The sequence below is a fragment of the Streptomyces sp. VNUA24 genome, from assembly GCF_029167005.1.
Classification (GTDB): Bacteria; Actinomycetota; Actinomycetes; order Streptomycetales; family Streptomycetaceae; genus Streptomyces; species Streptomyces scabiei.
On the sequence record NZ_CP119143.1, the window covers coordinates 518,245 to 543,993 of the forward strand.

Annotated in this window: 17 protein-coding genes; 6 read left to right on the forward strand and 11 right to left on the reverse strand. The window is 71.5% G+C overall.

The features are described 5' to 3' along the window. The first annotated feature begins 59 nt into the window (after nt 1–59). Nucleotides 60–419 carry a hypothetical protein gene (locus tag PYR72_RS02090; RefSeq protein ID WP_275453553.1) on the forward strand — a complete coding sequence of 120 codons (360 nt, stop codon included), beginning with the start codon at nt 60–62 and terminating at the stop codon, nt 417–419. 94 nt (nt 420–513) lie between these two features. Here PYR72_RS02090 and PYR72_RS02095 read toward each other — a convergent pair whose 3' ends face one another. The 6 genes from PYR72_RS02095 to PYR72_RS02120 all read right to left on the reverse strand — a co-directional run bounded on the left by PYR72_RS02095 (nt 514) and on the right by PYR72_RS02120 (nt 8,841). After that, a complete protein-coding gene (locus tag PYR72_RS02095; protein ID WP_275453554.1) occupies nt 514–1,338 on the reverse strand; it encodes an ABC transporter ATP-binding protein in 825 nt (274 codons plus the stop codon). Then, entirely contained in the window at nt 1,338–3,188 is a 1,851-nt protein-coding gene (locus PYR72_RS02100) for a dipeptide/oligopeptide/nickel ABC transporter permease/ATP-binding protein (RefSeq protein WP_275453555.1), read from the reverse strand. Before PYR72_RS02100 ends, PYR72_RS02095 begins: the two co-directional genes overlap by 1 nt. Further along, nucleotides 3,178–4,209, reverse strand: a complete 1,032-nt coding sequence (locus tag PYR72_RS02105; protein ID WP_275453556.1) for an ABC transporter permease — start codon at nt 4,207–4,209, stop codon at nt 3,178–3,180. The genes PYR72_RS02100 and PYR72_RS02105 overlap by 11 nt, the downstream gene beginning before the upstream one ends. Next, entirely contained in the window at nt 4,206–5,633 is a 1,428-nt protein-coding gene (locus PYR72_RS02110) for an amidase (RefSeq protein WP_275453557.1), read from the reverse strand. Before PYR72_RS02110 ends, PYR72_RS02105 begins: the two co-directional genes overlap by 4 nt. Nucleotides 5,634–5,757: 124 nt before the next feature. Beyond that, nucleotides 5,758–7,338, reverse strand: coding sequence for an ABC transporter substrate-binding protein (locus PYR72_RS02115; RefSeq protein WP_275453558.1), 1,581 nt, complete (start codon nt 7,336–7,338; stop codon nt 5,758–5,760). A gap of 885 nt (nt 7,339–8,223) precedes the next feature. After that, entirely contained in the window at nt 8,224–8,841 is a 618-nt protein-coding gene (locus PYR72_RS02120; protein WP_275453559.1) for a TetR/AcrR family transcriptional regulator C-terminal domain-containing protein, read from the reverse strand. Between the two features lie 384 nt (nt 8,842–9,225). Here PYR72_RS02120 and PYR72_RS02125 point away from each other — a divergent pair, with 384 nt between their 5' ends. Beyond that, nucleotides 9,226–9,666 carry an Lrp/AsnC family transcriptional regulator gene (locus PYR72_RS02125; protein ID WP_012998326.1) on the forward strand — a complete coding sequence of 147 codons (441 nt, stop codon included), beginning with the start codon at nt 9,226–9,228 and terminating at the stop codon, nt 9,664–9,666. A gap of 65 nt (nt 9,667–9,731) precedes the next feature. Further along, nucleotides 9,732–12,731: an aminotransferase gene (locus PYR72_RS02130; RefSeq protein ID WP_275453560.1), complete on the forward strand. Its 3,000-nt coding sequence runs from the start codon at nt 9,732–9,734 to the stop codon at nt 12,729–12,731. Between the two features lie 50 nt (nt 12,732–12,781). On the opposite strand, the gene PYR72_RS02135 is transcribed toward PYR72_RS02130, so the two are convergent. Beyond that, the gene (locus PYR72_RS02135; RefSeq protein ID WP_275453561.1) at nt 12,782–14,038 is read right to left on the reverse strand and encodes an SLC13 family permease; all 1,257 of its coding nucleotides are present in this window, start codon (nt 14,036–14,038) and stop codon (nt 12,782–12,784) included. Nucleotides 14,039–14,144: 106 nt separating this feature from the next. After that, nucleotides 14,145–15,263 (reverse strand): PrpF domain-containing protein, encoded by a 1,119-nt coding sequence (locus PYR72_RS02140; RefSeq protein ID WP_275453562.1) that lies wholly within the window; start codon nt 15,261–15,263, stop codon nt 14,145–14,147. A gap of 173 nt (nt 15,264–15,436) precedes the next feature. On the opposite strand from PYR72_RS02140, the gene PYR72_RS02145 reads away from it, so the two are divergent. Next, nucleotides 15,437–16,390, forward strand: coding sequence for a LysR family transcriptional regulator (locus PYR72_RS02145; RefSeq protein WP_275453563.1), 954 nt, complete (start codon nt 15,437–15,439; stop codon nt 16,388–16,390). Between the two features lie 82 nt (nt 16,391–16,472). Here the strand turns inward: PYR72_RS02145 and PYR72_RS02150 are convergent, their stop codons facing one another. The 3 genes from PYR72_RS02150 to PYR72_RS02160 all read right to left on the reverse strand — a co-directional run bounded on the left by PYR72_RS02150 (nt 16,473) and on the right by PYR72_RS02160 (nt 21,077). Further along, nucleotides 16,473–17,903 carry an aldehyde dehydrogenase family protein gene (locus PYR72_RS02150; protein ID WP_275453564.1) on the reverse strand — a complete coding sequence of 477 codons (1,431 nt, stop codon included), beginning with the start codon at nt 17,901–17,903 and terminating at the stop codon, nt 16,473–16,475. Continuing rightward, nucleotides 17,896–18,975: a homoserine dehydrogenase gene (locus tag PYR72_RS02155; protein WP_275453565.1), complete on the reverse strand. Its 1,080-nt coding sequence runs from the start codon at nt 18,973–18,975 to the stop codon at nt 17,896–17,898. Before PYR72_RS02155 ends, PYR72_RS02150 begins: the two co-directional genes overlap by 8 nt. A 149-nt stretch (nt 18,976–19,124) precedes the next feature. Then, nucleotides 19,125–21,077, reverse strand: coding sequence for an RICIN domain-containing protein (locus PYR72_RS02160; RefSeq protein ID WP_275453566.1), 1,953 nt, complete (start codon nt 21,075–21,077; stop codon nt 19,125–19,127). Between the two features lie 692 nt (nt 21,078–21,769). Between PYR72_RS02160 and PYR72_RS02165 the strand changes: the two genes are divergently transcribed. Together PYR72_RS02165 and PYR72_RS02170 are read left to right on the forward strand one after the other, a co-directional pair. Then, nucleotides 21,770–24,076, forward strand: coding sequence for a beta-L-arabinofuranosidase domain-containing protein (locus PYR72_RS02165; RefSeq protein ID WP_275453567.1), 2,307 nt, complete (start codon nt 21,770–21,772; stop codon nt 24,074–24,076). A 192-nt stretch (nt 24,077–24,268) separates the two neighbouring features. Then, nucleotides 24,269–25,681 carry a non-reducing end alpha-L-arabinofuranosidase family hydrolase gene (locus PYR72_RS02170; protein ID WP_275453568.1) on the forward strand — a complete coding sequence of 471 codons (1,413 nt, stop codon included), beginning with the start codon at nt 24,269–24,271 and terminating at the stop codon, nt 25,679–25,681. Nucleotides 25,682–25,749: the final 68 nt, after the last annotated feature.

Genomic DNA, 25,749 nt, shown 5'->3' on the forward strand with positions numbered 1-25,749 from the left:
CGGATCGCTGTCCGCGCCGGCGAGGAGTCGAACGGACCATTCCGTGGTGCAGTCGGCACATGGCCTCACCACTCGTGGACGACCAGGACGCCCCGGTGGCCCCTCGGGGCCGCGAACGCCGCTCCTGGCTGCTCGACCTCGCGGTCGCCCTCCTGTTCCTGATCATGGACACCGTGATCGTGATGACCGCCGGGTACCTGCTCATGGTGCTCGGCTACGGCATCATGGCCTCGGCCGTGCACTCCGGCGACGTCCCGGTGCTGACGTGGCTCGTCATCTGGGGCGTCCCGGCCGTGGGGGCGGCAAGCGCGGTCACGCACGGGCTGCTCCGTATGCCGATCACCTGTGTCGTCCAGAGCCTCTTCACACTCGCCTGCACGATCCTGGCCGTGAACGGGACCCGCATGCTCCTGCTGTGACCCCACACGCCTCGCCACCGCGGGTCGCGCGGCGCGGCCCGCCGGCCGGCCCGAGCCGGTCCGCGGGCCGAACAGGCGTGCCGCGTCGGGTGGTTCACACCGTGGCCGGCTCCTCGTCGAGGCGGAACCTCGGATCTCCCGGTACGGAGGCGAGGAGTTGCGCCGTGTACGGGTGGCTCGGCGCGGCGAAGGTGGCCCCGGTCGGGCCGAGTTCGACGAGATCTCCGTGCAGCAGGACCGCGACCGAGTCGCTCACGTGCCGGACCACGGCCAGGTCGTGCGAGATGAACAGCATCGTCAGCGAGAGCCGACGGCGCAGGTCGGCGAGCAGGTTCAGGATCTCGGCCTGGGTCGTCAGGTCGAGGGCCGAGGTGATCTCGTCGGCGATGACGAACCGGGGCCCCGGCGCGAGGGCCCGTGCGATCGCCAGCCGCTGCCGCTGACCGCCGGAGAACTCGTGCGGGTAGCGGTCCATGCCGTCGGGGTCCAGGCTCACCTGGCCGAGCAGCTCGGCGATCCGGGCCCGGGCCGGTCCGACCCTGGCCCGGACGGGATCGAGTGCCTCCGCGAGCGACTGCGCGACGGTACGCCGCGGGTCGAAGGAGGAGTACGGATCCTGCGGAATCATCTGGACCGTCGCGGCGCCCGCCCGTCCGCGCGCGGAGCGCAGCGGGGAGCCGTCCACGAGGATGCGGCCACCGGACGGTCTGTGCACGCCGACGAGGGTCCGCGCGAGCGTCGTCTTGCCCGACCCGGACTCCCCGACGAGGGCGAGGGTGCTGCCGCGGGCGATGTCGAAGGAGACCGACTTGAGCACCCTGCGGGCCGCGACGCCGTGGCCCAGCTCGACGGTGAGGTCCTCGACGCGCAGCAGCGGTGCGGCCGCGTCCAGCTCGGGCGGATTGGCGGTGGCGGACATCAGTGGCTCCCTTCGGCGGCCGGGGAGCGGTCCGCGGCTGGGTCGGAAAGGTCGCAGTCGTCCGTCGGAGCCCCGCCCGGCGGTGCCGCGTGGGCGTCGGCCGTCCACCGGACCGCGCTGAGGGTGCCGCCGGCCTCGACCGCGGCGGGGGTCGCCGCGAGCAGTGCACGGGTGTACGGATGGGTGACGGTCCCCCGGCGCAGGTCGGCGCCCGTCGTCCGGTCGACGACCCGGCCGCCGTGGAGCACCAGAACGGTGTCGCAGAGCACGCCGACCACGCCGATGTCGTGCGAGATGAACAGCATCGCCGTACCGTGCTCGCGGTTGATGCGCCGGAACTGGCGCAGCACCTCCGCCTGCACGGTGACGTCGAGGGCCGTCGTCGGCTCGTCGGCGATGAGCAGCCGCGGGTTCGTCGTCGTCGCGGAGGCGATCGAGGCGCGTTGCAGCATGCCGCCGCTCAGTTCGTGCGGGTGCTGGCGCAGCCGACGTTCCGGTTCGGTGACGCGGATGTCGGCCAGGGCTTGGACCATGTCCTGTGCCGCCTGGCGCCTGGGGGTCCCCAGATGGACCCGGGTCACCTCGGTGAGCTGGGTGCCGAGTCTCAGTGCGGGGTTGAACGTGCCGATCGGGTCCTGGTAGACGATGCCGATCTCGGTGGCGAGCCGTCGCTCCGGCGGGGCGGCGAGCAGGTCGAGGTCGTCGAGGGCGAGGCGGGCGGCGTCCGCCCGCACACCCTCGGGAAGCAGGCCGGCGACCGCCATGGCGATCGTGGACTTGCCGGAGCCCGACTCCCCCACCAGGCCGACGATCTGGCCGGTCCCGATGGTGAACGACACGTCGTCGACGAGGGTCCGGTCGCCGGCCCGCACGGTCAGCCCGGCGACGGTCAGCAGACCGTCCGGGTCCGGGCCGGCCGCTGCCGCCGCGCCGTCCGCGGTCGGCGCCGTTGTCCGGCCCTTCGGTGCCGGGACGGCCTGTCCGGCGGTGTCCGCCGCCTTGGCCGGTGCGGGCGCCGTGGGGCGGGTGCGCGGGTCGACGAGGGAGGCCACGCCGTCGCCGAGGAGCATGGCGCCCACGCCGGTGACGATGAGCATGATCGACGGGGCGAGCACGAGCGACGGCTGGGCGAAGATCGACGGCAGTGCCTCGTTGAGCAGGCGGCCCCAGTCGTACTGCGGGTTCTGCACACCGAGACCGACGAAAGACAGGCTGCTGATGTCGAGCAGGGACAGGGTGAAACTCGAACTGAGGAGCACCAGCAGCGGGCCGCTGATGTTGGGCAGGACGTGCCGGACCAGGATGCGCAGACCGGGGACGCCGAGCAGGCGCGCGGTGAGGACGTAGTCCTTGTCCGCGACGGTCGCGGCGAGATTCGCCGTCAGGCGGGCGAACCCGGGGACGCCGGCGACGGCGATCGCGACGATCGCGGACATCGTGCCCGGTCCGAGCACCGCCGCGATGACGAGGGCGAGGACGAGCGAGGGGAAGGCCACCGCCGAGTCGATGAGCCGCAGACTGGTCTCGCGCAGCCACCCGGGGGCGAGGTGCACCAGCGCGCCGATCGCGACGCCGACGACGAACGAGACGGCGGTGGCCGCGGCGGCCATGAGCAGGGTGAGCCGGGTCGCGACGAGCGCCCGGGCGAGGACGTCGCGGCCGAACGCGTCGGTGCCGAGGAGATGCCCGGCGCCGGGTCCGAGCCGGGTGTCGCCGGTGAGCGTCTCGGCAGGGCCGCGCAGCAGCAGCGGGGCCACGAGGGCGACGAGGACGAGCAGTCCGAGGATCACCGCGCCGGACGTCAGCGACGGGTTGCGGCGCCGGCGGCGCACGGTCGTGTCAGTGGCCACGACGACCTCCGTCGAGGGTGCGGGGGTCGACGATCCCGAGGACGACGTCGACGAGGAGGTTGACGAGCAGGGCCAGCATGCCGACGACGAGGATGATGCCCTGGATCACCGGATAGTCCTTGTAGATGATCGCCTGGACGACCTCGGTGCCGAGCCCCGGATAGGTGAAGACGTTCTCCAGGATGATCGTCCCGCCGAGCAGGGACGTGAGGACGAGGCCGCTCAGGGTGAGGACGCTCGTCACCAGGTTGGGCAGCGCGTGGCGCAGGTGGAGGCGTACGGATCCCAGGCGGTGGCCGCGGGCGGTCCGCATGTAGTCCTGGGCGAGCACCGAGGCCGTCTCCTGCCGGACGACCCGGGCGATGGCGAAGGCCGGGCCGATGCAGAGCGCGGCGATCGGCAGGACGAGCGCGCTCGGTGTGGTGGCACCGCCGGACGGCAGCAGCCCGAGGCTGATCGAGAACAGGACGATGAGCAGGGTCGCGACGACGTAGACCGGCGCCGACGCGAGGAGCCCGGCGAGCGTGCCGAATCCGACGCCGAGCCGGCGGCGGCGTCCGTCGCGGGTGAGGACACCGACGGTCATGCCCAGCGGGACGGCGATGAACAGGGAGAGCAGGACGGCCGGGATGACGAGCTGGACGGTGTACGGCAGCCGGGTCGCGATGATGTCCGCGACCGGGGTGTCGAACCGGAAGGAGGTGCCGAGCCGTCCGGAGGCGATGTCGCCGAGGTAGTGGACGAACCGTGTCGTCAACGGCTCGTCGAGGCCCAGCCGGTCGCGTATCGCCGCGAGCGTGGCCGGGGACGAGCTGGTACCGGCGATCGCGCGGGCCGGGTCCCCGGGCAGCAGGGGCACGATGAGGAACGTCACGACGACGAGCAGCAGCATGGACATCAGCAGCCCGCCCGCCCGGCGGACGGCGAACCCGGCCCAGCCGCCGCGCAGTCGCAGCCGGGGAGCACTCCGGACGGGGGCGGCCGGCAGCGGCCCTGCCGGGGCCGCGGACCCGGCGCTCACAGCGCCGCCGCGAGTGCGGCGTCGTCCGGGCGCCGCTCGTGCCAGCGGAACCGGGGTTCGAGCTGGGCCGACAGGCGCAGCAGCGTCGCCTCGTCGTAGGGCGCGCCGATGAGCTGGGCGCCGACCGGCAGTCCGTCCGCGGTGGTGTGGACGGGCAGCGAGACGGCGGGCAGTCCGGCGATGTTGACGAACGCGGTGAAGGAGACCATCCGGGTCTCGGTGGCCCGCGGGCCGTCCGGGTCGGAGTTCGCCTCGTCGTACACGGGGCCGACCGGGGGCGCCACCACCGCGGTGGTCGGGGTGAGGAGCACGTCGAAGTCCGTGCCCCACTGGGCGACGACGTCGCGGGACTCGGCCTGCAGGCGTGCCGCCGTCCGGGCGTAGTCGCCCGCGCTGACCTCCAGGGCGGTCTCGCGGCGGCGCCGGATGTAGGGGTCCACCGCGTCCGGGTCGTCGACCTCGATGGCGTAGGTGGAGGCGCTGATGATGGTCCAGGTGAAGCCCATGATCGCCTCGTACGAGAACATCCTCGGGCGGGCCTCGACGACGTCGTGCCCCAGGTCGCGCAGGGCCTGCGCGGCCGTGAGCGCCGCCGTGCGGCACTCCTCGTCGACGGGCAGTCCGGTCGGTGCGTCGAGGAGCAGGCCGATCCGCAGCCGCCCGGGGTCGGCTCCGATCTCCTCGATGTACGGGCGGCCCGGGTCGGGCGCGCTGTACCAGGCGAGCCGGTCGGAGCGGCCCATGACGTCGAGCATGAGGGCCGCGTCGCGCACGGTGCGGGTGATCGCGCCTTCGGTGGTCGAGTGCTCCCAGCCCCGGACGAGCGCGGGGACGCGTCCTCGGCTCGGCTTGAGGCCGACGAGGCCGGTGACGGACGCGGGGACGCGGATCGAGCCGCCGCCGTCGCCTGCGTGCGCCACCGGGGCGAGCCCGGCCGCGACGGCCGCGGACGCGCCGCCGCTGGACCCGCCGGAGGTGTGCGCCGGGTTCCACGGGTTGCGCGTCTTGCCGTGCCGGGCGTTCTCGGAGACCGTCAGGGCGCCGAACTCCGGGGAGTTGGTCCGGCCGAGGGGGATCGCGCCGGCGTCGAGGAGGAGTTGGACGTCGGGGTCCGTGACCGTCTGCGGGGTGTCCCGGATCGCCAGCGAGGACATCGTGTTGGGCTGCCCCGCGCAGGAGCTGAGGTCCTTGATCGGGATGGGGACGCCGTGCAGCGGGCCGAGCCGGTCGCCGCGCAGCACCGCGCGCTCGGCCCGGACGGCCGCCGCGCGCACGGCGTCGCTGTCGAGCCAGACGACGGCGTTGACGGCGGGGTTGATCCGCTCGATGCGGTCGAGGTAGGTCTCGGCGACCTCCACGGGGCTGACCTCTTTGGTGCGTATGAGGTCGGCGATCTGCTGGGCGGTGCTGAACGGGTCGATCACCAGAGGGCTCCTGTCGGATGAGTGCGAGGGTCACGGTGCGGGGCTGCGCGACGGCGCGGGACCGTGCGTGCCGGACGCCTTGGGGTCCGGCACGGGTCCGCGCGCCGTGCGGGCGCGGCGTCCGTCAGCCGGTGATGCGCAGGATGGGGTCGTCGAGCGAGCCGCCGAGCATCCGTGCGCTGAATCCCTTGCGCAGTGCGTAGATGAACGGGTCGTTGACCAGCGGCACGGCGTCCACCTGCGAGATCACGGCCTTGGCGGCCTTCTGGTAGGCGGCGCAGCGGGCCTTGGCGGTCTTGGCCTCGGTGCCCTCGGTGAACGCCTTGTCGAGGGCGGGGTTCTTCACCGCGCCGAGGTTGCCGCCGCCCTCGGGCACGGTCGGGCCGACGAAGTGGGCGAGCGGGTTGGCGAGGCTGCCGAGGAAGTTGAGGTCGGCGAAGACGGTGAGGTCCCAGGCGTCGGGCTTGCCGAACACGGTTCCGACCCAGGCGCCGACGTCGACGTTGGCGAGGGTGACGTCCGCGCCCGCGGCCCGCAGCGCCTCCTGGATGTACTGGTTGCCGGCGCCGGCCGGGCCGACGACCTGGGGGCCGACGAGGCGGATCTTCTTGCCCTTGAGCACGTCGGCCGCCGCGGCCTTGTCCTTCGGTACGAGGAAGGAGGTGCCGGGGTCGTTGCAGGGGATGCCCTTCTGCACGAACATCGTCGACGGCTCGCCCGTGTCCTTGGAGACGACCTTGGTGAAGGCGGCGCGGTCGACCGCCTGGGCGACGGCCCGGCGGGTGTCGACGTCCGCGAAGACCGTGCCGGGCCGTTCGTTGAAGAGCAGGTAGAAGTCGGAGAACCGGCTGACGCTCACGCTGCGGCCGTCCACGCCGTCGAAGCGCGGGATGCCGGAGGCGTCGATCTTGCCGATGTCGAGCTGGCCGCTCGTGACGAGGTTGCCCGTCGCGGTCGGGTCGGGCGAGACCAGGTACTCCGTCGTGGCGGCGGCCTTGCCGGGGATCTTCGTGCGCCAGGCCGGCCATGCCTTGTACTCGGGACGCAGTGTGTAGGTGTACGAGACGCCGGACTGGGACTTGGCGAGGACGTACGGTCCGGACTGGGAGCCCTTGGCCTTGCCTGCGGCGAGCGCCTTCAGGTCCTTGAGCCCCGCCGGGCACACGATGCCCGTGCTCGCGACCGACAGACCGGTGACCATGTCGCCCCACGGCCTGGCGAGCGTGACCTTCACGGTGCGCGCCGCGTCGTCGGCGGTCACCTTCACCGTGTTGCCGGGGCCGAAGATCGTGGGGAGGTCGGGCGCGGCCGTCTTCGGGTCGGCGAAGCGGTCGAGGGACGCCTTGACGACCTTCGGCGTGATCGGCGTGCCGTCGGCGCAGGTCGCGTCGGCGCGCAGGGTGAACGTGGCGGCGGAGGGGGTGCTCGTCCATTTGGTGGCGAGCCCGCCCACCAGCCCACCGTCGTCCTTGCGCACGAGGGTGTCGTAGCTGTTCCGGGCGAGCAGGTAGTCCGGGAGCGACAGTGCCTTGGCGGGGTCGAAGCCGGCCGGCACGTCGATCGTCGTCCGGATCTTCGTCGTCGTGGCGGCGTCGCCGCCGCTCGCGTCTCCGGACGTCGATCCCGTGGTGGTACAGCCGGCGAGTACGGCCGTCATGGCCACGGCGGCGGTCACGGGGACCGCGCGGGTACGGGTCTGGCGCATGGGTGCTCCTGGAGAGGGAGTCGCGCTCTGCGCAGGTCGCACGGGATCGGGCGGGACGAGCGCGAGCAGTTCGGGGTGGAGGCGGTGCGCGCGGCGCTCGGTGGACGCCGCTCGGAAGCGAGTCGTGGAGCACTCGGTGTGGAGAGGATGCAGCCAAGTTAACGGCGTAGTCAATACCGTTAACTATCTTTCCGCGCGCCGGTCCGGCCAGCGGTTCGGACGCCACGAGGGCTGCCGATTCCATGCGCCGAGGAGTGACGCGTGTCAGCACACGCGGGGGCGGGCACGGGTGGGCACGGCCCGCGATTCACACGCGGGAGCGACCTGCGCCGACCGCCGGGGAGCGTCACGATCCGCGGCGTCGGCCGCCAGGGAGCGTGGCGCGTCGCCCACGCGGGCGGAAACCGCAGCCGCCCCGAAGAGCACGCCGCGCGTCAACCGCCCGGCAGCGGCGGCAGCCGTCCCGCGAGGACGCCGCGCGCCCGGCACCCGGGAGCGACCCACACCGGGCGAGGGAACGCAGCGAGTCTCCCGCCCGGCAGGGACCGCATCCACCGCACGACAGCGCCGCGCGCGCCCCGCGGGAGCGCGCCGAGCCGGCCGTAAGGGAACCACACGCGACACACGCGAACACCGCGCCCGGTCACGCAGGAGCGGCAAAGGCCGGCCCTATGGGCAGGTCGCGCGTCCGCCACGCAGGTGCTCGCACGGCAGCAGCCCGGGCCGGTCTCCGGAAACCATCGCGCAACCGTCACACCGCAGGGACCGCAACCGACACACCGCAGGGACCGCAGCCGCCACACGGGAACACCGCGCACCTCATCGGGGGGCGAGCAGCGGCAGCCGTCCGGGAGCGGCCCGAGCCGGGCCAAGGGCCGCCGCAGGTCAGTCGCGTGGGAGGGTCGCCGACTCCGCCACCAGGGCGGCGAGGACGAGGTCCGTCTGCCGGTGGAAGACGTCGGTCATGTCGATGCTGCGCAGATGGTCCTTCGCCGCCTCGGCGTAGGGGTACGCGTCCGGATCCGCCGGCTGGTACTCCTGCACCCAGTTCACCTCGGTGCCGAACCGCTGGTTGACGAGCCGCCAGGCGTTGTTGCTGGCGACGGAGAGCAGGAAGTTCGAGAACGCCTGGTAGTGCAGGACGGCCGCCCGGCCGCGCCAGCCACCGCGGTGGAACGCCTCCAGGAGCGCGTCGACGGCACGCAGTTCATGGACGCCCCGCGTCACCCTGCCCATGCAGAGCGCGGCGGCCGCCGGGTGGTCCAGCGCGGTGTCCCAGGCCCGGGTCGCCAGGTCCCGCAGCGACTCGGTCCACGACTCCTGCGGCTCGTACCCCTCCAGGGAGATCCGGTCCAGCTCGTCCGCGACCCCGACCATGATGTGGTCGCGGCTGGCGAAGTACCGGTAGACCGCGGTCGCGGAGGAGGACAGCTCCTTGCCCAGCCGCTGGAAGGTGAGCGCGTCCGGCCCGTCCTCGTCGAGGATCCGCAGCGCGGTGGCCACGATGAGTCCCTGGGAAAGGGTCCCTCGCTGAAGCCGCTTCGACGACCGCCCCCCAGCACCTGCCACGCGAACGTCTCCCTCGGACGGACGGCGGGCGCGCACGCCGCCGCAACCTGTGAACCCGCGTCTCCTCACCGGCGACGAGAAGCCAGCCTAAGCGACCGCTGGGGAACGGAACGCCCAGGGCCCGGTCACCGGGACGGCCACGGCCCCCGACCGTTTCCCCGGTCGCCGGCCGGGCAAGGCGCCGGCGGACGCGGAAGCCGACGACCACGTCCGCTCGATTCCATCGTTCGCACACTTGAATCGAGCGCGAAATTCCGCCATGGTGCTTGAAACAAGCGCCAAGCCCTCAAGGTCACGCGCAGGACGAAAGGGTCTCCCATGGATGACATCGACCGCGCCATCCTGCGGGAGCTGCAGGTCGACGGCCGGATCCCGTACGCCGATCTGGGGCCGAAGGTCGGGCTGTCGCCCTCGGCCGCGCGGCACCGGCTGCAGCGGCTGATCGACAGCCACGCGGTCCAGGTCGTCGGCGTGACCGACCCGATGACCATGGGCCAGCAGGCGATGGCACTGCTGGGTCTGCGCGTCGACGGCGACGCCCGGGGGGTCGCCGACGAACTGTCCCGGCACGACGAGGTCGTGTACACGGTCCTGACGGCGGGCGGCTTCGACCTGTTCGTGGAGGTGGTGTGCGCTCGCCCCCGGGATCTCCTGGACTTCGTCAACGACGTCGTCCGGCCCGTCGAGGGTGTCACGTCCGTGGAGAACTTCCCCTACTTCGCGATCCACACGCACCGCTTCCTGTGGCACGTCGACTGAGGCGTACGAGCGTCCGAGCCACGAGCGTCCGAGCCCTGCTCGCCCACACCAGCCGAGGAACCCGCATGCTGCCCGACGAGTACCGCACGATCGACTTCTTCACCGAGGGCGCCCTGCCCGCGCCCCGCACCACGGCGGCCCAGGCCGAACTCATCGCCGCCGAGCACCTCGGCACCACCGCTCGCGCCCAGGAACTGGGCAGCCAGCAGGACGCCAACTTCCTGCTGCACGCCACCGACGGGACGCCCGCAGCGGTACTGAAGATCGCCAACCCCGCTTTCGGCACGGTGGAGATCGAGGCACAGGACGCCGCGGCCGACCTGATCGCCCGGGCCTGCCCGGACCTGCGGATCGCCACGGTCCTGCGCGATCCGGACGGTTCCCCGCGGCGCACGACGGTGGACACCGAGAACGGTCCGGCCGTCGCCCGTCTGCTGCGCCACCTGCCCGGCGGCACGCTCTCGGGACCCCGGCACCTGTCCCCCGGCACCGTGGCGGGCATGGGCACGATCGCCGGAAAGGTCAGCTCCGCCCTGCGCGACTTCCGGCACCCGGGGCTCGACCGCGTCCTCCAGTGGGACCCGCGGCACGCCGAACGCGTCGTCGCCAGGCTCGCCGAGCACATCGGCGAACCCGAGCGGCGCACCGCCGTCCGGACGGCGACCGCCGAGGCCTGGGCTCATGTCCAACGGCTCGCCCCCTCGCTGCCGTCGCAGGCCGTGCACCTGGACCTCACCGACGACAATCTGGTCCGCCGTCCCGGCAGCCCCACGCCCCTGCCGGACGGAATCATCGACTTCGGTGACGTGACCACGAGTTGGGCGGTCTGCGAACTCGCCGTGTCGGTGTCCTCGGTACTCCACCACGACGGTGCGGAGCCGCACCACGTGCTGCCGGCCGTCCGCGCCTTCCACGCCGTCCGGCCGCTCTCCGCCGAGGAGGCGGAGGCGGTGTGGCCGATCGTGGTCCTGCGTGCCGCCGTCCTGGTGGCGAGCGGCCACCATCAAGCCGCCGTCGACGAGGACAACGCCTACGCCACGGGCGCGCTCGACCACGAATGGCGCATCTTCGAGCAGGCCACCTCACTGCCCCTGACCGTGATGACCGGCCTCATCCGGGACGCGACCGGCACGACCGACGCTCCGGTCCGGACCGCCACCGCCACCGCCACCGCCACTGCCACCGAAGCGAACACCTCGGTGCGCCCCCTCCTGCGGGACCTGGCACCCGAAGACATCGCCCTTCTCGACCTGTCCACCGACGCCGGTTCCCTGGACCGCGGAGCCTGGACGGACCCCGGCACCGAGGACCGGCTCGCGGCCTCCGCCCTCGCCGCCGGAGCCGCCGCCGTGGCCACCCGGTACGCCGACCCGCGGCTGACCCGGACATCGACGCTGTCGCCGGTCTCCCCCGCCACGGTGCCCACCGGAGTCGACGTCCGGCTCGGCCGGGACGCCGTGGTCCAGGCGCCCGCCCCGGGGAGGGTCCTCACGGCGGCACCGGGTCACGTGGAACTCGCCTACGGCAGACGGACCTTGTCCGTGGCCCTCCCCGACGCGGTCCAGCCGCTGGTCACCACCGGTACGACGGTGCAGGCCGGCGACGACATCGCCCGTCTCGGCTCCGGCGCCCGCGTCCACCTCGCGCTGCGCGACACCGACGGCCCCGCCGTGCCCCATCTGGTCCGCCCCGAGTACGCGGCCGGCTGGCTCGCGCTCACCGCCGACCCCGCCCCGCTCCTCGGCCTCCCGGCCACCACCCGCGACCGTACGGACGAGGAGGGCCTGCTCGACCGGCGTGACGCCGCGTTCGCCACCGTGCAGGGGCACTACTACGCCGACCCCCCGCGCATCGAACGGGGTTGGCGCCACCATCTGCTCTCCACCGACGGCCGGTCGTACCTCGACATCGTCAACAACGTCACCCCCCTGGGCCACGCCCACCCTCGCGTCGAGGAGGCGGTCACCCGGCAGTTGCGACGGCTCAACACCAACTCGCGCTTCCACTACGCCGCCGTGGTGGAGTTCACCGAGCGCCTCGCCGCCCTGCTCCCCGACCCCCTGGACACGGTGTTCCTCGTCAACTCCGGTTCGGAGGCGGTCGATCTGGGCCTGCGCCTGGCCATGGGCGCCTCCGGCCGGCACGACGTCGTCGCGCTGCGCGAGGCGTACCACGGCTGGACGTACGCCTCCGACGCGATCTCCACCTCCCTTCAGGACAACCCCAACGCCCTTGCCACCCGACCCAGTTGGGTGCACACGGTGGACTCGCCCAACGCGTACCGCGGCCGCCACCGCGGGGCGGACGCCGTGCGGTACGCGCCCGAGGCCGCCCGGGTGATCGACGAACTGGCCGCCACCGGCCGCCCGCCGGGCGCGTTCATCGGCGAGACCTTCTACGGCAACGCCGGCGGAGTCGCCCTGCCCGACGGCTATCTCGCCCAGGTGTACGCGGCCGTACGACGCCACGGCGGCCTGGCCGTCGCCGACGAGGTCCAGGTCGGATACGGCCGCCTGGGACACTGGTTCTGGGGCTTCGAGCAGCAGCGGGTCGTCCCCGACATCGTCTGCGTCGCCAAGGCCATGGGCAACGGACATCCCCTCGGCGCCGTCATCACGTCCCGGGAGGTCGCGGACCGGTACCGCGACCAGGGCTACTTCTTCTCGTCCACCGGCGGCAGCCCCGTCTCCAGCGTCGTGGGCCTCACCGTGCTGGACACCCTGCGCGACGAGGACCTCCAGGGCAACGCGGCGCGGGTCGGCGGCCATCTGAAGGGCAGGCTCCAGGCACTGGCCGGCCGGCACGGCATCATCGGCGCCGTGCACGGCTCGGGCCTCTACCTCGGCCTCGAACTGGTCCGGGACCGCGCCTCCCTGGAACCCGCCACGGAGGAAACCGCCGAGCTGTGCGACCGCATGCTCGACCTCGGCGTGATCGTCCAGCCCACCGGGGACCACCTCAACATCCTGAAGATCAAGCCGCCGCTGTGCCTCGACACCGCCGCGGCCGACTTCTTCGCCGACATGCTCGACCTGGCCCTCACCCAACTCGGCCACTCCCACTGACAGCGAGGCGGCGGGCCCGCGCATCGGCGCGGGCCCGCCGCCCCCTTCCGCTACGACCAGGGCAGGACCAGAGCGCCCCAGGCGACGATGGGGCCGAGGGCGACGATTCCGCCGGTGTAGCCGATGACCTGGCGGTAGAAGCGGCGGCCGTCCACCCCTCGGGCGTTGCTGAGGACGAGTGCCCCGTTGGTCGAGAAGGGAGAGGTGTCGACGATCGTCGTGGAGACGGCGAGTGCGGCGATCAGTCCGGCGGCGCTGAGGTGGCTGGAGAGCAGCAGCGGTACGGCGATGGGGATGATCGCCGTGAGGATCGCGGTGGAGGAGGCGAAGGCCGAGGTGATGGCCACGGTGAAGCACAGCAGCAGGGCGACGACGAGCGGGGCGCCCAGGTTGGCGGCGTGTTCGGAGATCTCCTCGATGATGCCGGCCTTCTCCAGCATCGCGATGTACGTCATCATGCCCGCGACCAGGAGCAGGGTGGACCAGCTGACGCCGTCCACGGCCTTCTCCTGCCGCTTCATGTCGACCAGGGCCAGCAGCGCGCCGGCCGCCAGGGCGAGGAAGCCGATCTCCAGGTGGAAGCCGAGCGCGCCGACGACCAGCGCGACCAGACAGCCGAGGGTGAGCCACTGCCGCCAGTCGGGCCTGCCGGAGACGGTGAGGTCCTCGTCGTCGGTCGTCTCCACGGAACCTTCCTCGGCCAGCGGGGCAGGACGCTTGGCGAGCAGGGCGTAGGTGAGGATCGAGAGGACCAGGTTGATCACGAAGCTGGCGCTGAACAGCGCCACGGCGGAGACGTGCAGATCGGTCTTGTCGACGAGGCCGAGCACCAGGGCGCCGGAGACGGCCAGCGGGGAGAACGCCCCCGCGTGCCCGCCGCTGATCACCATCATGCCGACGACCAGCGGGTTGAGCTTGTAGCGGTAGGCGAAGTTCATGCCGATCGGCGCGAGGATCGCGACGGCGGCGGGGGTGAACGTGCCGAAGGCCGTCAGCAGCGCGGCCACCAGGAACAGCACCCACGGGATGAGTTCGACCCTGCCGCGGACGAGTCTCACCCCGGCCGCCACGAGCCAGTCGATGGTGCCGTTGCGGCGGGCGACGGAGAACAGATAGGTGACACCGACGATGGTGACGAAGAGTTTGGCCGGGAACCCTTCGAAGATCTCCTCCTCGGTGAGGCCGAGCGAGGCGGTGCCGACGGCGAAGGTGGCGACGAAGGCCAGGATGCCCAGATTGATCGGCAGTACGGTGCCGACCACGAACATCACCAGCAGGGCGCCTATGGAGATCACTTCAGCAGACATCTTTGTCCTTGGTGCGGTGGGGACGGGTGGCGCGCCCCGAGGGCGCGAGGTTATCCCGGTGCGGACGGCACAGAACCCGCCCGGCCGAGGTGATGTTCGTCGCGGATCAGGCGGCCTGGGTGTGGCCGGATTCCGGTACGTAGATACGGGCGTCGGCGAGCAGCCGGGCCGCGCGCTGCACGGTGACCCGGTGCGGCAGGCCGTCGCGCACATCGGTGGCACGGACCGCGACGACACCGGCGGGCGTGCCCAGTCGCAGCCATTCGTCGGTCGGGCCGCCCGTGATCCGGGAGACGACCGAGCCCCGCACCAGTCCGGCCGCGGCGACGGCCACGGCGGAGGTCAGGCCGATCGCGGGGTGCGGGGCGTTCATGCTGAGCATGCGCACCGACACGTCGTAGTCCTCGGCGGCGACGGGTTCGTCCAGGGTGGTGACGTACGGGACCGGGGGGCCGACGAAGCCGACCTTGGGCACCGCGTCACCCGGTTCCTCTCCCGGCCGGACGAGCCCCATCAGCGGCGCGGCGGTATGGCGGACGGTGCGCAGCCAGGGGACGTCCGCGCCGATCCGTTCCAGCGACTCGGCGCCCGTACGTCCGGCACCGGCGGCTTCGACGAGGACGACCGGCGCCCCGGCCGTCACCATGCTCACGCGTACCGGCTCCGCGTCGCCGACCCGCAGGTCCTGGGCGGGCAGGCCGGTGGGCAGCAGTAAGGCGGCGCTGCCGGCGGGGTCGCGGAAGGTGAGGCCGACCGCGACCCCGCCAGCACGGGTGCCCGGTACCGTCTGGCGGCCGAAGTGGTGCACCACTCCGCCGCGGGTGTCCACGGTTCCTTCGAGGACGGCTCCGGTGTTGAGGTTGCGCATCACCACACGGGTGAGGTCGCCGGTGACCGGCACCAGCCCCTTGCTCACCGCGTACAGGGCGACGCCGGTGGCGCAGTTGCCGCAGTTGCTCGTCCACTCCACCGAGCCCGTCCCTATGCCGACCTGCGCGAACAGGTAGTCGACGTCGGTGTCGGGCCGGGAGGAGGCGCTGACCACGGCCGCCTTGGAGGTGGTGGGGGTCGCCCCGCCCACCCCGTCCAGTTCCACGGGATCGGTGGCGCCGTACGCGGCGACCAGCAGCCTTTCGAGGTGGCCGCGGTCGGCGGGGACGTCGACCTGGTTGAACAGCCAGCACTTGCTCGTGCCGCCTCGTACCAGGGTCGCGGGAATGTGCACGTCTGAGGCTCTTTCTCGGGCAGCGGAGGGGAGAGGGGAGGAGCCGACGAACGGTTACGGACGCGTTGCGGGCCGGTGAACCGCTCGGTGGCTGCGGAGACCTTCGCAGAGCCACGACTTGGGAACAATGGCAGTTCGCTTCACCAGGGTTAAGCTCAGCTAAAGTCGTCGGCATGCTCAACGTGCGCCGTCTGCTGCTGCTCACCGAGGCCACCGAACGCGGCTCGCTCACCGCCGCGGCGGAAGCCCTCTCCATGACGACCTCCGCCGCCTCCCAGCAGATGTCCCTGCTGGAACAGGAGGCGGGGCAGCCGCTCATCGAGCGGCTGCCCCGCGGTATCCGTCCCACCCCGGCGGGCGCCGCGCTGGCGGAGCGCGGGCGGACCATCCGCCGGGAACTGCATGCCGCCCAGGCCGACCTGGACTCCTTCACCGCCCTCGACCAGGGCACCTTGCGGCTCGGTTCCTTCCCCACCGCGAGCGCGTCCCTGCTGCCGCTGGCGCTCACCCGGTTCCGGCGTCGGCACGCGGGCATCCGCATCGAGGTGCGCGCCGGAGTCCTCGCGGAGCTGAGGGAGATGCTGCACACCGGTGAGGTGGAGCAGGGACTGCTCTGGGACTACGAGTGGAACCGCCTCGACGACCCGGCGCTCGCCCTCACCCATCTGCTGGACGACCCCACCGTGCTGGTCGTCCCCGCCGACTCGCCCCTGCGCACGCACCCCGCCGTGCGTCTCGGCGACCTCGCCGACCAGGAGTGGATCATCCGCGCCGACAACCATCCCGTCGCCGACGTGCTGCGCCGAAGCTGCCGCCAGGCGGGCTTCGAGCCGCGTATCGCCTACTCGTCGCACGACTACCAGGAGGCGCAGGCCATGGTCGCCGCCGGTCTGGGCATCGCGCTGGCCCCCCGCCTGGCTCTCACCAGCCGACGCAGTGACGTACGTCTGCTGCCGTTCGCCTCGGACGTCCCGGCCCCCACCCGCCGCATCCTCCTGGCGCGCGCCGCGGCCCGCCCGGCCACTCCGCCCGCCCAGGCCATGGCCCGTGTCCTGCGCACGGTGGCGCAGCGCTTCACCGCCGCGGATCTGCACCGGACCCAGCTCGGCGCGGTCCGGCGGGGCTGACGGCCCGTGGGCAGCCACCGCACACATCGGTGGCTGCCCACGGGCCAGGCGCTCCCTTACGCGAGTCGGGTACGGACGGCTGTCATCGCGCCGCCTCGCCGATGTGGTTGACGCAGACAACCTTGGGCTGGGTCATCTCCTCGAAGGCGAAACGCACTCCCTCGCGGCCCATGCTGCCGTACTTGAACCCGCCGAACGGCATCGCGTCGAAGCGGTAGTCGGACGAGTCGTTGATCATGACTCCGCCGGCCTGCAGCAGCCGGGCCGCGTTCAGGGCGTGGTCCAGGCGCGAGGTGAAGATGCCCGCGTGGAGGCTGTAGTCGATGGCGTTGGCCTGCTCGACGGCGTCCTCGAAGGAGGTGAACGGCTGCAGTACGACGACCGGGGCGAACACCTCCTCCTGCCAGATCGAGCAGGCCGCCGGGACGTCCTCCAGGACGGTCGGCGTGTACAGGGCGCCGATGACCTCGTTGCCGCACAGCAGCACCGCGCCCTCGGCCACCGCCGCGTCGACCTTGGCCCGGGTGGCGGCCGCCGCCCGAGGGGTGATCATGGGGCCGACGTCGGTGCGCTCGTCGAGCGGGTCGCCGGTGCGCAGCAGTCCGGTGCGGGCCACGAAGGCGTCGCGGAAGCGTTCGTAGACCTCGGCGGCGATCAGGATGCGCTGGGTGCCGATGCAGTTCTGGCCCGCCGCCCAGAACGCGCCGGAGACGCAGGAGGCCACGGCCTCGTCCAGGTCCGCGTCGTCCATGACGATGACCGGTGCGTTGCCGCCCAGGTCCATGGCGAGCTTCTTGAGGCCGGCGGTGCGGGAGATGGCCTCGCCGGTGGCGAATCCGCCGGTGAAGGACACCATGCGCACGTCGGGGGCGGCCACGATCGCGGCGCCGGTCGCGGCGTCGCCGTTGACGACGGTGACGATCTCCTCGGGCAGGCCGGCCTCGATGAGGGTGTCGACCAGGCGCAGCGCGGACAGCGGCGTCAGCGCGGACGGTTTCAGGATGACCGCGTTGCCTCCGGCGACGGCCGGGCCGAGCTTGTGGGCGACCAGGTTGAGGGGGTCGTTGAACGGGGTGATGGCGGCGATGATGCCCAGCGGTTCGCGGGTGAACCAGCCCTGTCGTTTCTCCGAGCCCTCGAAGGAGTCGAAGGGGATGACCTCTCCGGCGTTGCGCCGGGCCTCGGCGGCGGACAGGGACAGCGTGTTGACCGCGCGGGCGACTTCCTTGCGGGCCTGGGTGATGGTCTTGCCGGCCTCGCTGACGATCAGTCGGGCGAAGGACTCGGTACGCCGCTCGATCAGGTGGGCGGCGCGTTCCAGGATCGCGGCCCGGGAGGCCCGGGACAGCGCGGCGGCCGTGCGGCGTCCGCACCTGGCCTGCTGGAGGATGCCGCCGACGGCGCCCTCGTCGACGGTGGGCACCGAGGCGATGACCTCGCCGGTGTAGGGGTTGTGCACGGGCGTGGTGTCGGTGTCGAGTTCGATGGCGGCGGGCGCGGCGGTGTCAGACACGGTGGGTCTCCTGGAGAGCGGGGCGCGCGTCGTCGTCGGCGTGGCGCTGGTGGATGGCGATGATGTCCGACAGCAGGGCGTAGGCGGTCTCCACGCGGCCGGCGCCGGGCCCGGAGACCGTGACGGTGCCGAGGAGGTCGGTGTGGAAGGCGACCGCGTTGGCCGGGCCGGAGATCCCGGCGAGCGGGTGGTGGGCGGGCAGGGCGACCGGGGCGACGCGGGCGTCGACGCTGCCGTCCTCGTGGCGGGTGGCGGAGCCGACCAGCTTCCAGCGCAGCCCCTTCGAGGCGGCGTCGCGCACCTCGTCGGGGGTGATGGCGCGGATGCCCTCACAGAAGACGTCCTCCCGGCGCAGGTTCGCGCCGAGGACCTCGTTGGCGAGGATCATGACTTTGAGCTGGACGTCGTGGCCCTCGACGTCGGCGGTGGGGTCGGCTTCGGCGTATCCGTGCGCCTGGGCCTCGGTGATGGCCGCCGCCAGGTCGACGCCTTCTTCGAGGCGGCCGAGGATGTAGTTCGAGGTGCCGTTCATGATGCCCTCGACGCCGGTGATCCGCAGGCCGCCGAACATGCGCTCGGCGGTGCGCAGGACGGGGGTGCCGCTGAGCACCGAGCCCTCGTACTCGAAGCTGAGGCCGCGTTCGGCGGCGAGGCCCTTCAGCGTGCGGCCGGCGAGCGCGACGGGCCCCTTGTTGGTGGTGGTCACGTGTTTGCCCGATTCCAGCGCCCAGCGCACGTGGGACAGCGCGGGCTCGCCGTCGGTGGGATTGGTGAAGGTCGCCTCCACGACGATGTCGGCCGGGACCTCGCGGATCACCCACTCGTTGCGCGGCTCGGCGCTGCCGCCGGCGAGGTCCGCGAAGCTCAGCTCTCCGGGCTCGGCGGCCAGCAGCGGCACCAGATCGATGCCGTCGGTGTCCACCAGGGAACCGGCCCTCAGGTCGGTGATCGCCACCACCCGCAGGGCGAAGCCCAGTTCCTTCGCCAGGCGTTCTCCGCTGTGGGCTATGAGTTCGGCGAGCGCGCGGTTGACGCCGCCGAAGCCGATGAGGGCGAGATCGTATCGGCCCATGAGATCGCTCCTTCGCAGTCCGCCGCCTTGACGGTGCGGCTGCTCAGAGCCTCGCTCGTGCGCCTGTCACCCGCCCCCTGTCACAACGGCCACGGCGCATGCCGATCTGCCCTGTCCGGCGGCGATCCGCCCGTCCCCGGGCCGTGCCGTCACAGGGCGATGATCTGCCACTGCTGCTCGGGGCCACGGCGGTAGGTGAGTTGGCAGATGTTGGCGCCGTCGGCGGTCGAGCCTGCGTCGACGTTGAGCGCCAGTCCGCTGTACCGGTTGGTGAAGTAGTAGTGGCCGTCGCCGGTGGGCGTGACCGCCCAGTGCTGTTGGGGCACGTTGTCGTCCGCGTAGATGGCGACGTTTCCGCCCTCTTCCCGGGAGAGTCCGGCCACTTCCATCAGCTTGCCGCTGTTGACGTTCTTGATCTCGTAGTAGCCGTCGCCGGTGGAGGCGAAGGTCCACTTCTGGGCGGTGTTGTTCAGCCACGGCCACTGCTGGATGTTGCTGCCGTTGGCGGTGCCGAAGTTGAACACGTCGACGACCTTGCCGCTCTTGCGGTTGACGATGCGGTAGACCGTGCCGTCGCCCGGCAGGACCCTCGACACCAGGGCCGGCTCGGCCGTCCGGCCGCCGATGTGGACGCCGCCCATGTTGGCGTAGCCGCCGGTGGCCGCGGTGGCCTGGATCCGCACGAAGCCCACGTTCCGGGCGGGCCACTCGACCACCTTGGGGGCACGGTTGCCGGCCCAGGTGCCGGTGGCGACCTGGGTGAAGTTCGTGCCGTCGGTGCTGGTGGAGATGGTGTACGAGGTGATGTCGCCGTCGGTGGTGTTGGTGCGGCCCCACTGCTTGGGCAGGTACTCCAGGGTGGAGACGTCACTCCACACCCCGCCCAGGTCGATCGTGACCGAGTGGGGTAGGGCCGGGGACAGGCCCCAGGTCGACCAGCAGGTCTCGTAGCCCCTGTCGCTCAGCCCGTCGATGACGCGGAGCGGCCCCTCACCCGTGCGGAACGCGGTCGCGTAGGCGTTGACGGGTGTCACGGGGTGCTCGGCGCGCAGGGGCTGTGTCGGCAGGGGCGGGCGGGAGGTGTCGGGGCTCCAGGCCGCGCCGACCTCGGCGAGCCGGTTGACGATGTTGGTGTCCAGCCTGCCGTTGCGGTTGGGCGGGCAGTTGAGGATGAAGGAGGTGTACTTCGGCTCCAGGTCCGCCAGGTGGGACAGGATCGCGTCCTTGCTCATCAGGCCCTCGGTCGGCGTGGACGGATGCCAGAACCAGCCGTTGCTGATCGTCTGCCCCTGCGTGGCGGCGTAGGTGTTTCCGGCGGGTGCGGTGACGCCCAGCGGCTCCTCGAAGTAGATGGCGTCGCCGAGCCACGGCACCGACAGCGCACCGTGGTCGATCATGACGATGTCCGGCTGGAGCGACTTCACGTGCTCGCGGATGCGCTGGTAGGAGACGGCCTGCTGGCCCATCTGCCATGCGTAGCCGTCGGTGATGAACATGTCGATGGTGCCGTAGTGGGTGAGCAGTTCGGTGATCTGGCCGAGGATGAAGGTCATGTCGGCGGGCTGGACGGCGTCCGTGATCTCCAGGCCGGACACCTTGTGCCGGCTCTCCCACGCCTCGACGCCGAACGTGCGGTCCCATATCGAGTAGTAGAACGCGACCCTGAGCCCCTTGGCCCGGAAGGCGTCGCAGTACGCCTTCACCACGTCATGCTTGTAGGAGCTGTTGGCGACGTTCTGGGTTCCGTAGGCGCTCGGCCACAGGGCGAAGCCGTCGTGGTGCTTGGTGGTCAGGATGCCGTAGCTCATCTTCGCCGCAGCGGCGGCGTCCGCCCACTGCGCGCAGTCCACGGCCGTGGGGGCGAACAGGGCCGGGTTCTGGTTCGGCTCGGCCCACTCCTGGTTGGTGAACGTGCCCAGGCTGAAGTGGTTGAACATGCCGAACCGCATATCGGCCAGCTTCTCCAGGTTGGTCTGGGGGTCCGCTGCGGCCGCCTTCGCGAGCAGGGGCGAGAGCGCGGGGACCACGGGCAGCGCGGTCGCGGCCGCGGCGGCGCCCGCGGCACCCAGCAGTGCCCGACGGGACAGTCTTCCTGAAGACATGGGCGTACTCCCTGATGAGGGTGACTCGAATGGGTGGGCAGGGTGTGGGGTGGGACAGGCGGCCGGCCGGCGAGCCGGGAGTGGTGGCCGGTTCCACAGCGCCGGGTGTTACGGCATGAAGTTCGATGACGCGACTGCCCCGTGTCAACGGTTAAGCGGATGAAAGTGCCTTCGAAGAATGCGAATTGACCAGGTTCATCTGAGTGTGCGCCCTGCCATCTCACCCCAGACATGCCATGTCTGGAGGGAGCGTCGGCCACTCTCCGGGGCGCCCGGGGAGGCGGTCGGGAAGCGGGAAGCGGGACGCGGTCGACGGAGCACGATGACCACATTCGGCTCTTGCGCTTGCCGCACTCTCCCTCCGCACATCCAATGTCTGGATCGCCCCCGGAACGCCGGTCGGACACATCTCCCCGAAACGGGGGAGCATTTCCTGTCGCATGACTAGACACGGACACGTTCTTGTCCCTTAATCCATCCCATGTATCAATGGAACGGACACGACGGGCAGGGCCCTCCGAGGGCTCGGGTCCGGCGCTCGGGACGACGGCCGCCGCCGAGGCCCCCGCCGCGATGCCCATGCCCCCGCCGCGATGCCGATGCCCGTGTTCGTGCCGCACCCGACTGCCGGATCCGTGAGTCACCGCCACAGCCGACCGGGCTGTCGCTCTCCCCTCACCGAAAGGTCCCAGATGGCCTCCCCCGTCAGCAGACGGCGCCTCCTGCAGGCCGCCGGGGCCGCCGCGGCCACCTCTGCCGCCGGATCCCTCATCGGCTCGTCCGCCGCTTCCGCGGCCGTCCCGCCCGTACGCGCCGACATCGGGGTCCTCGCGCACCCCTTCGGACTCGACCAGGTCCGGCTCACCGCCGGCCGGTGGCTGGACAACCAGGACCGTACGCGGAACTACCTGCGGTTCGTCGATGTCGACCGGCTGCTGTACAACTTCCGTGCCAATCACCGGCTGTCGACCGCCGGCGCCGCCGCCACCGGCGGCTGGGACGCGCCGACGTTCCCCTTCCGCACCCACGTCCAGGGGCACTTCCTCACGGCGTGGGCCCAGCTCTACGCGGTGACCGGGGACACCACCTGCCGGGACAAGGCGACCCGCATGGTCGCGGAACTGGCCAAGTGCCAGGCCAACAACGGCGCCGCCGGTTTCAACGCCGGGTACCTCTCCGGTTATCCGGAGTCCGACTTCACCGCTCTGGAGCAACGGACCCTGAGCAACGGCAACGTGCCGTACTACACCATCCACAAGACCCTCGTGGGGCTGCTCGACGTCTGGCGCCACATCGGCAGCACCCAGGCCCGTGACGTGCTCCTGGCTCTGGCGGGCTGGGTCGACTGGCGTACCGGGCGGCTGAGCGGCCAGCAGATGCAGGCCATGCTGCAGACCGAGTTCGGCGGCATGAACGCCGTGCTCACCGATCTCCACCAGCAGACCGGCGACGTGCGGTGGCTCACCGCCGCCCGGCGGTTCGACCACGCCGCGGTGTTCGACCCGCTGGCGTCCAACCAGGACCGGCTGAGCGGGCTGCACGCCAACACCCAGGTACCCAAGTGGATCGGGGCCGCCCGGGAGTACAAGGCCACCGGCACCACCCGGTACCGGGACATCGCCACCAACGCCTGGAACATCTGCGTCGACGCGCACACCTATGCCATCGGCGGCAACAGCCAGGCGGAGCACTTCCGCGCCCCGAACGCCATCGCCGGCTACCTGAACCAGGACACCTGCGAAAGCTGCAACACCTTCAACATGCTCGTCCTCACCCGGGAACTGTTCGCGCTGGACCCGAACCGGGCCGCGCTGTTCGACTACTACGAGCGGGCCTGGCTCAACCAGATGATCGGCCAGCAGAACCCGGCCGACGACCACGGGCACGTCACCTACTTCACCCCGCTCAAGCCGGGCGGGCGGCGCGGTGTGGGCCCGGCGTGGGGCGGCGGCACCTGGAGCACCGACTACGGCACCTTCTGGTGCTGCCAGGGAACGGGCCTGGAGATGCACACCAGGCTGATGGACTCCGTGTACTACCGCAGTGACACCACCCTGATCGTGAACCTGTTCGTGCCCTCGGTGCTCACCTGGTCGGAGCGCGGCATCACGGTCACCCAGACCACGGACTTTCCGGCCGGCGACACCACGACCCTGCGGGTCACCGGCAGCGTCGGGGGAACCTGGGCGATGCGCCTGCGCATCCCGGGCTGGACCTCCGGGGCCACGATCAGTGTCAACGGCACACCGCAGAACATCGCCACCACCCCCGGCAGTTACGCCACCCTCACCCGCTCCTGGACCTCCGGCGACACCGTCACCGTCCGGCTGCCCATGCGGATCGTCATGCGGGCGGCCAACGACAACGCGAACATCGCCGCGATCACCTACGGCCCGGTCGTCCTGTCCGGCGACTACGGCGACTCGGCGCTCAGCTCCCCGCCGTCGCTGACGACGTCGTCGATCACCCGGACCGGCACCGGTCCGCTCGCCTTCACCGCCACCGCCAACGGCTCCACCGTCAGGCTGGGCCCGTTCCACGACGCCCACGGCCACAACTACACGGTCTACTGGAACACCGGCGACACCGTCCGTCTGACCAACGTCGGCAGCGGGCTCGTGCTGGGCATCCAGAACATGTCCACGGCCGACGGTGGCCGGGCCCTGCAGTGGAACGACTCGGGCACCGCCGACCACGACTGGCAGATGATCACCGACGGAAGCGCGGTCCGGCTCCGCAACGCCCACAGCGGCAAGGTGCTCGGCGTCCAGGACATGTCCACGGCCGACAACGCGACGGTCCTGCAGTGGTCGGACACCGGCACCGCCGACCACCGGTGGACGCTGCTCGACCAGGGAGACGGAACCTACAAGATCCGCAACGCGCACAGCGGCAAGCTCCTCGCCATCGCGAGCAATTCCACCGCTGTCGGCGCGTTTGCGGTCCAGGCCCCGGACGACGGCACCGCCGACAACCGCTGGCGCATCGTGAAGAACTGACACCACCCCACGACCACCCCACAGCCGACCCGCAGCCGACCCGCAGCCGCCCCACAACCACGCCTCAGGACTGCCCGATCACCCGATCGCCGTTCGAATGACCGAACATCGGCATCCGCTCGCAGCCCTCGGTCCGGGCCCTTCCGTGCCGGACCGATCGGAACACCGCTCCCCCGAAGAGATGAGGTCCCCGTGCTCCGCCGTACCTTCCGCCGTAGACACCTTTCCGTGCTGCTCGCGGCCTTGGTCGCCTCGGCGGCCACCCTCGTCGCCGACCCCGCCCAGGCGGCCACCACCGGCGCCCTTCGGGGCACCGGTTCCGGCCGGTGTCTCGATGTCCCGGGCGCCAACCAGACCGACGGCACGAACGTGCAGATCTGGGACTGCTGGAACGGGACCAACCAGCAGTGGACGCTGACGGACGACAACCGGCTGACCGTGTACGGCACCAAGTGCCTGGACGTCCCGGGTCACGCCACCACACCCGGGACGCGACCGGTGATCTGGGCCTGCAACGGCGGCACGAACCAGGAGTGGCGGGTGAACGCCGACGGCACGGTCGTCGGCGTGGAGTCCGGGCTGTGCCTGGACGTGGCGGGCGGCGCCACGGCCAACGGCACGGCGGTGCAGCTCGCGACCTGCAACGGCTCCGGCAGCCAGAAGTGGACCGGCCTGTCCGGGTCGGGCAGCGCGTGCACGCTCCCGTCGACGTACCGGTGGAGCTCGACAGGGCCGTTGGCGCAGCCGTCGAACGGGTGGTACTCGCTGAAGGACTTCACCACCGTGACGTACAACGGCAAGCACCTGGTCTACGCGACGAACGCCTCGGGGTCGGGTTGGCACTCGATGATGTTCAGCCCGTTCACGAACTGGTCCGACATGGCCTCGGCCCCCCAGACCCAGATGAACCAGGGCGCGGTGGCTCCCACGCTGTTCTACTTCGCGCCCAAGAACATCTGGGTGCTGACCTCGAACGGGTGGGGGACCCAATGGCCCTTCGTCTACCGCACGTCGAGCGACCCCACCAACCCGGGCGGCTGGTCCGCGGGGCAGCCGCTGTTCACGGGCAGCGTCCCCAACGGCACCGCGATCGACCCGACCCTGATCGCCGACGGCCAGAACATGTACATGTTCTTCGCCGGTGACAACGGCCAGATCTACCGGTCGGCCATGCCGATCGGGAACTTCCCGGCGAGCTTCGGCTCGTCGTACACGACGATCATGAGCGACACCGTGAAAAACCTGTTCGAGGCGCCGCAGGTCTACAAGGTGCAGGGCCAGAACCAGTACCTGATGATCGTCGAGGCTCGGGGCGCGAGCGAGCAGCGGTTCTTCCGCTCGTTCACGGCCTCCGGTCTGAACGGCACGTGGACCCCGCAGGCCGCCACCGAGAGCAACCCCTTCGCCGGGAAGGCCAACAGCGGCGCCACCTGGACCAACGACATCAGCCACGGTGACCTGGTCCGCGACAACCCCGACCAGACCATGACCGTCGACCCCTGCAACCTGCGGCTCCTCTACCAGGGCCTGTCCCCCGGCACACCGTCGAACACCCCGTACCAGCAACTGCCGTACAGGCCGGGCCTGCTCACCCTGCAGCGCTGACCGTACGCACCTGATCACCAGCTCGTGACCGTGCCCCCGAGGCCCGCACGGACGGCTTCCGCCGTGCG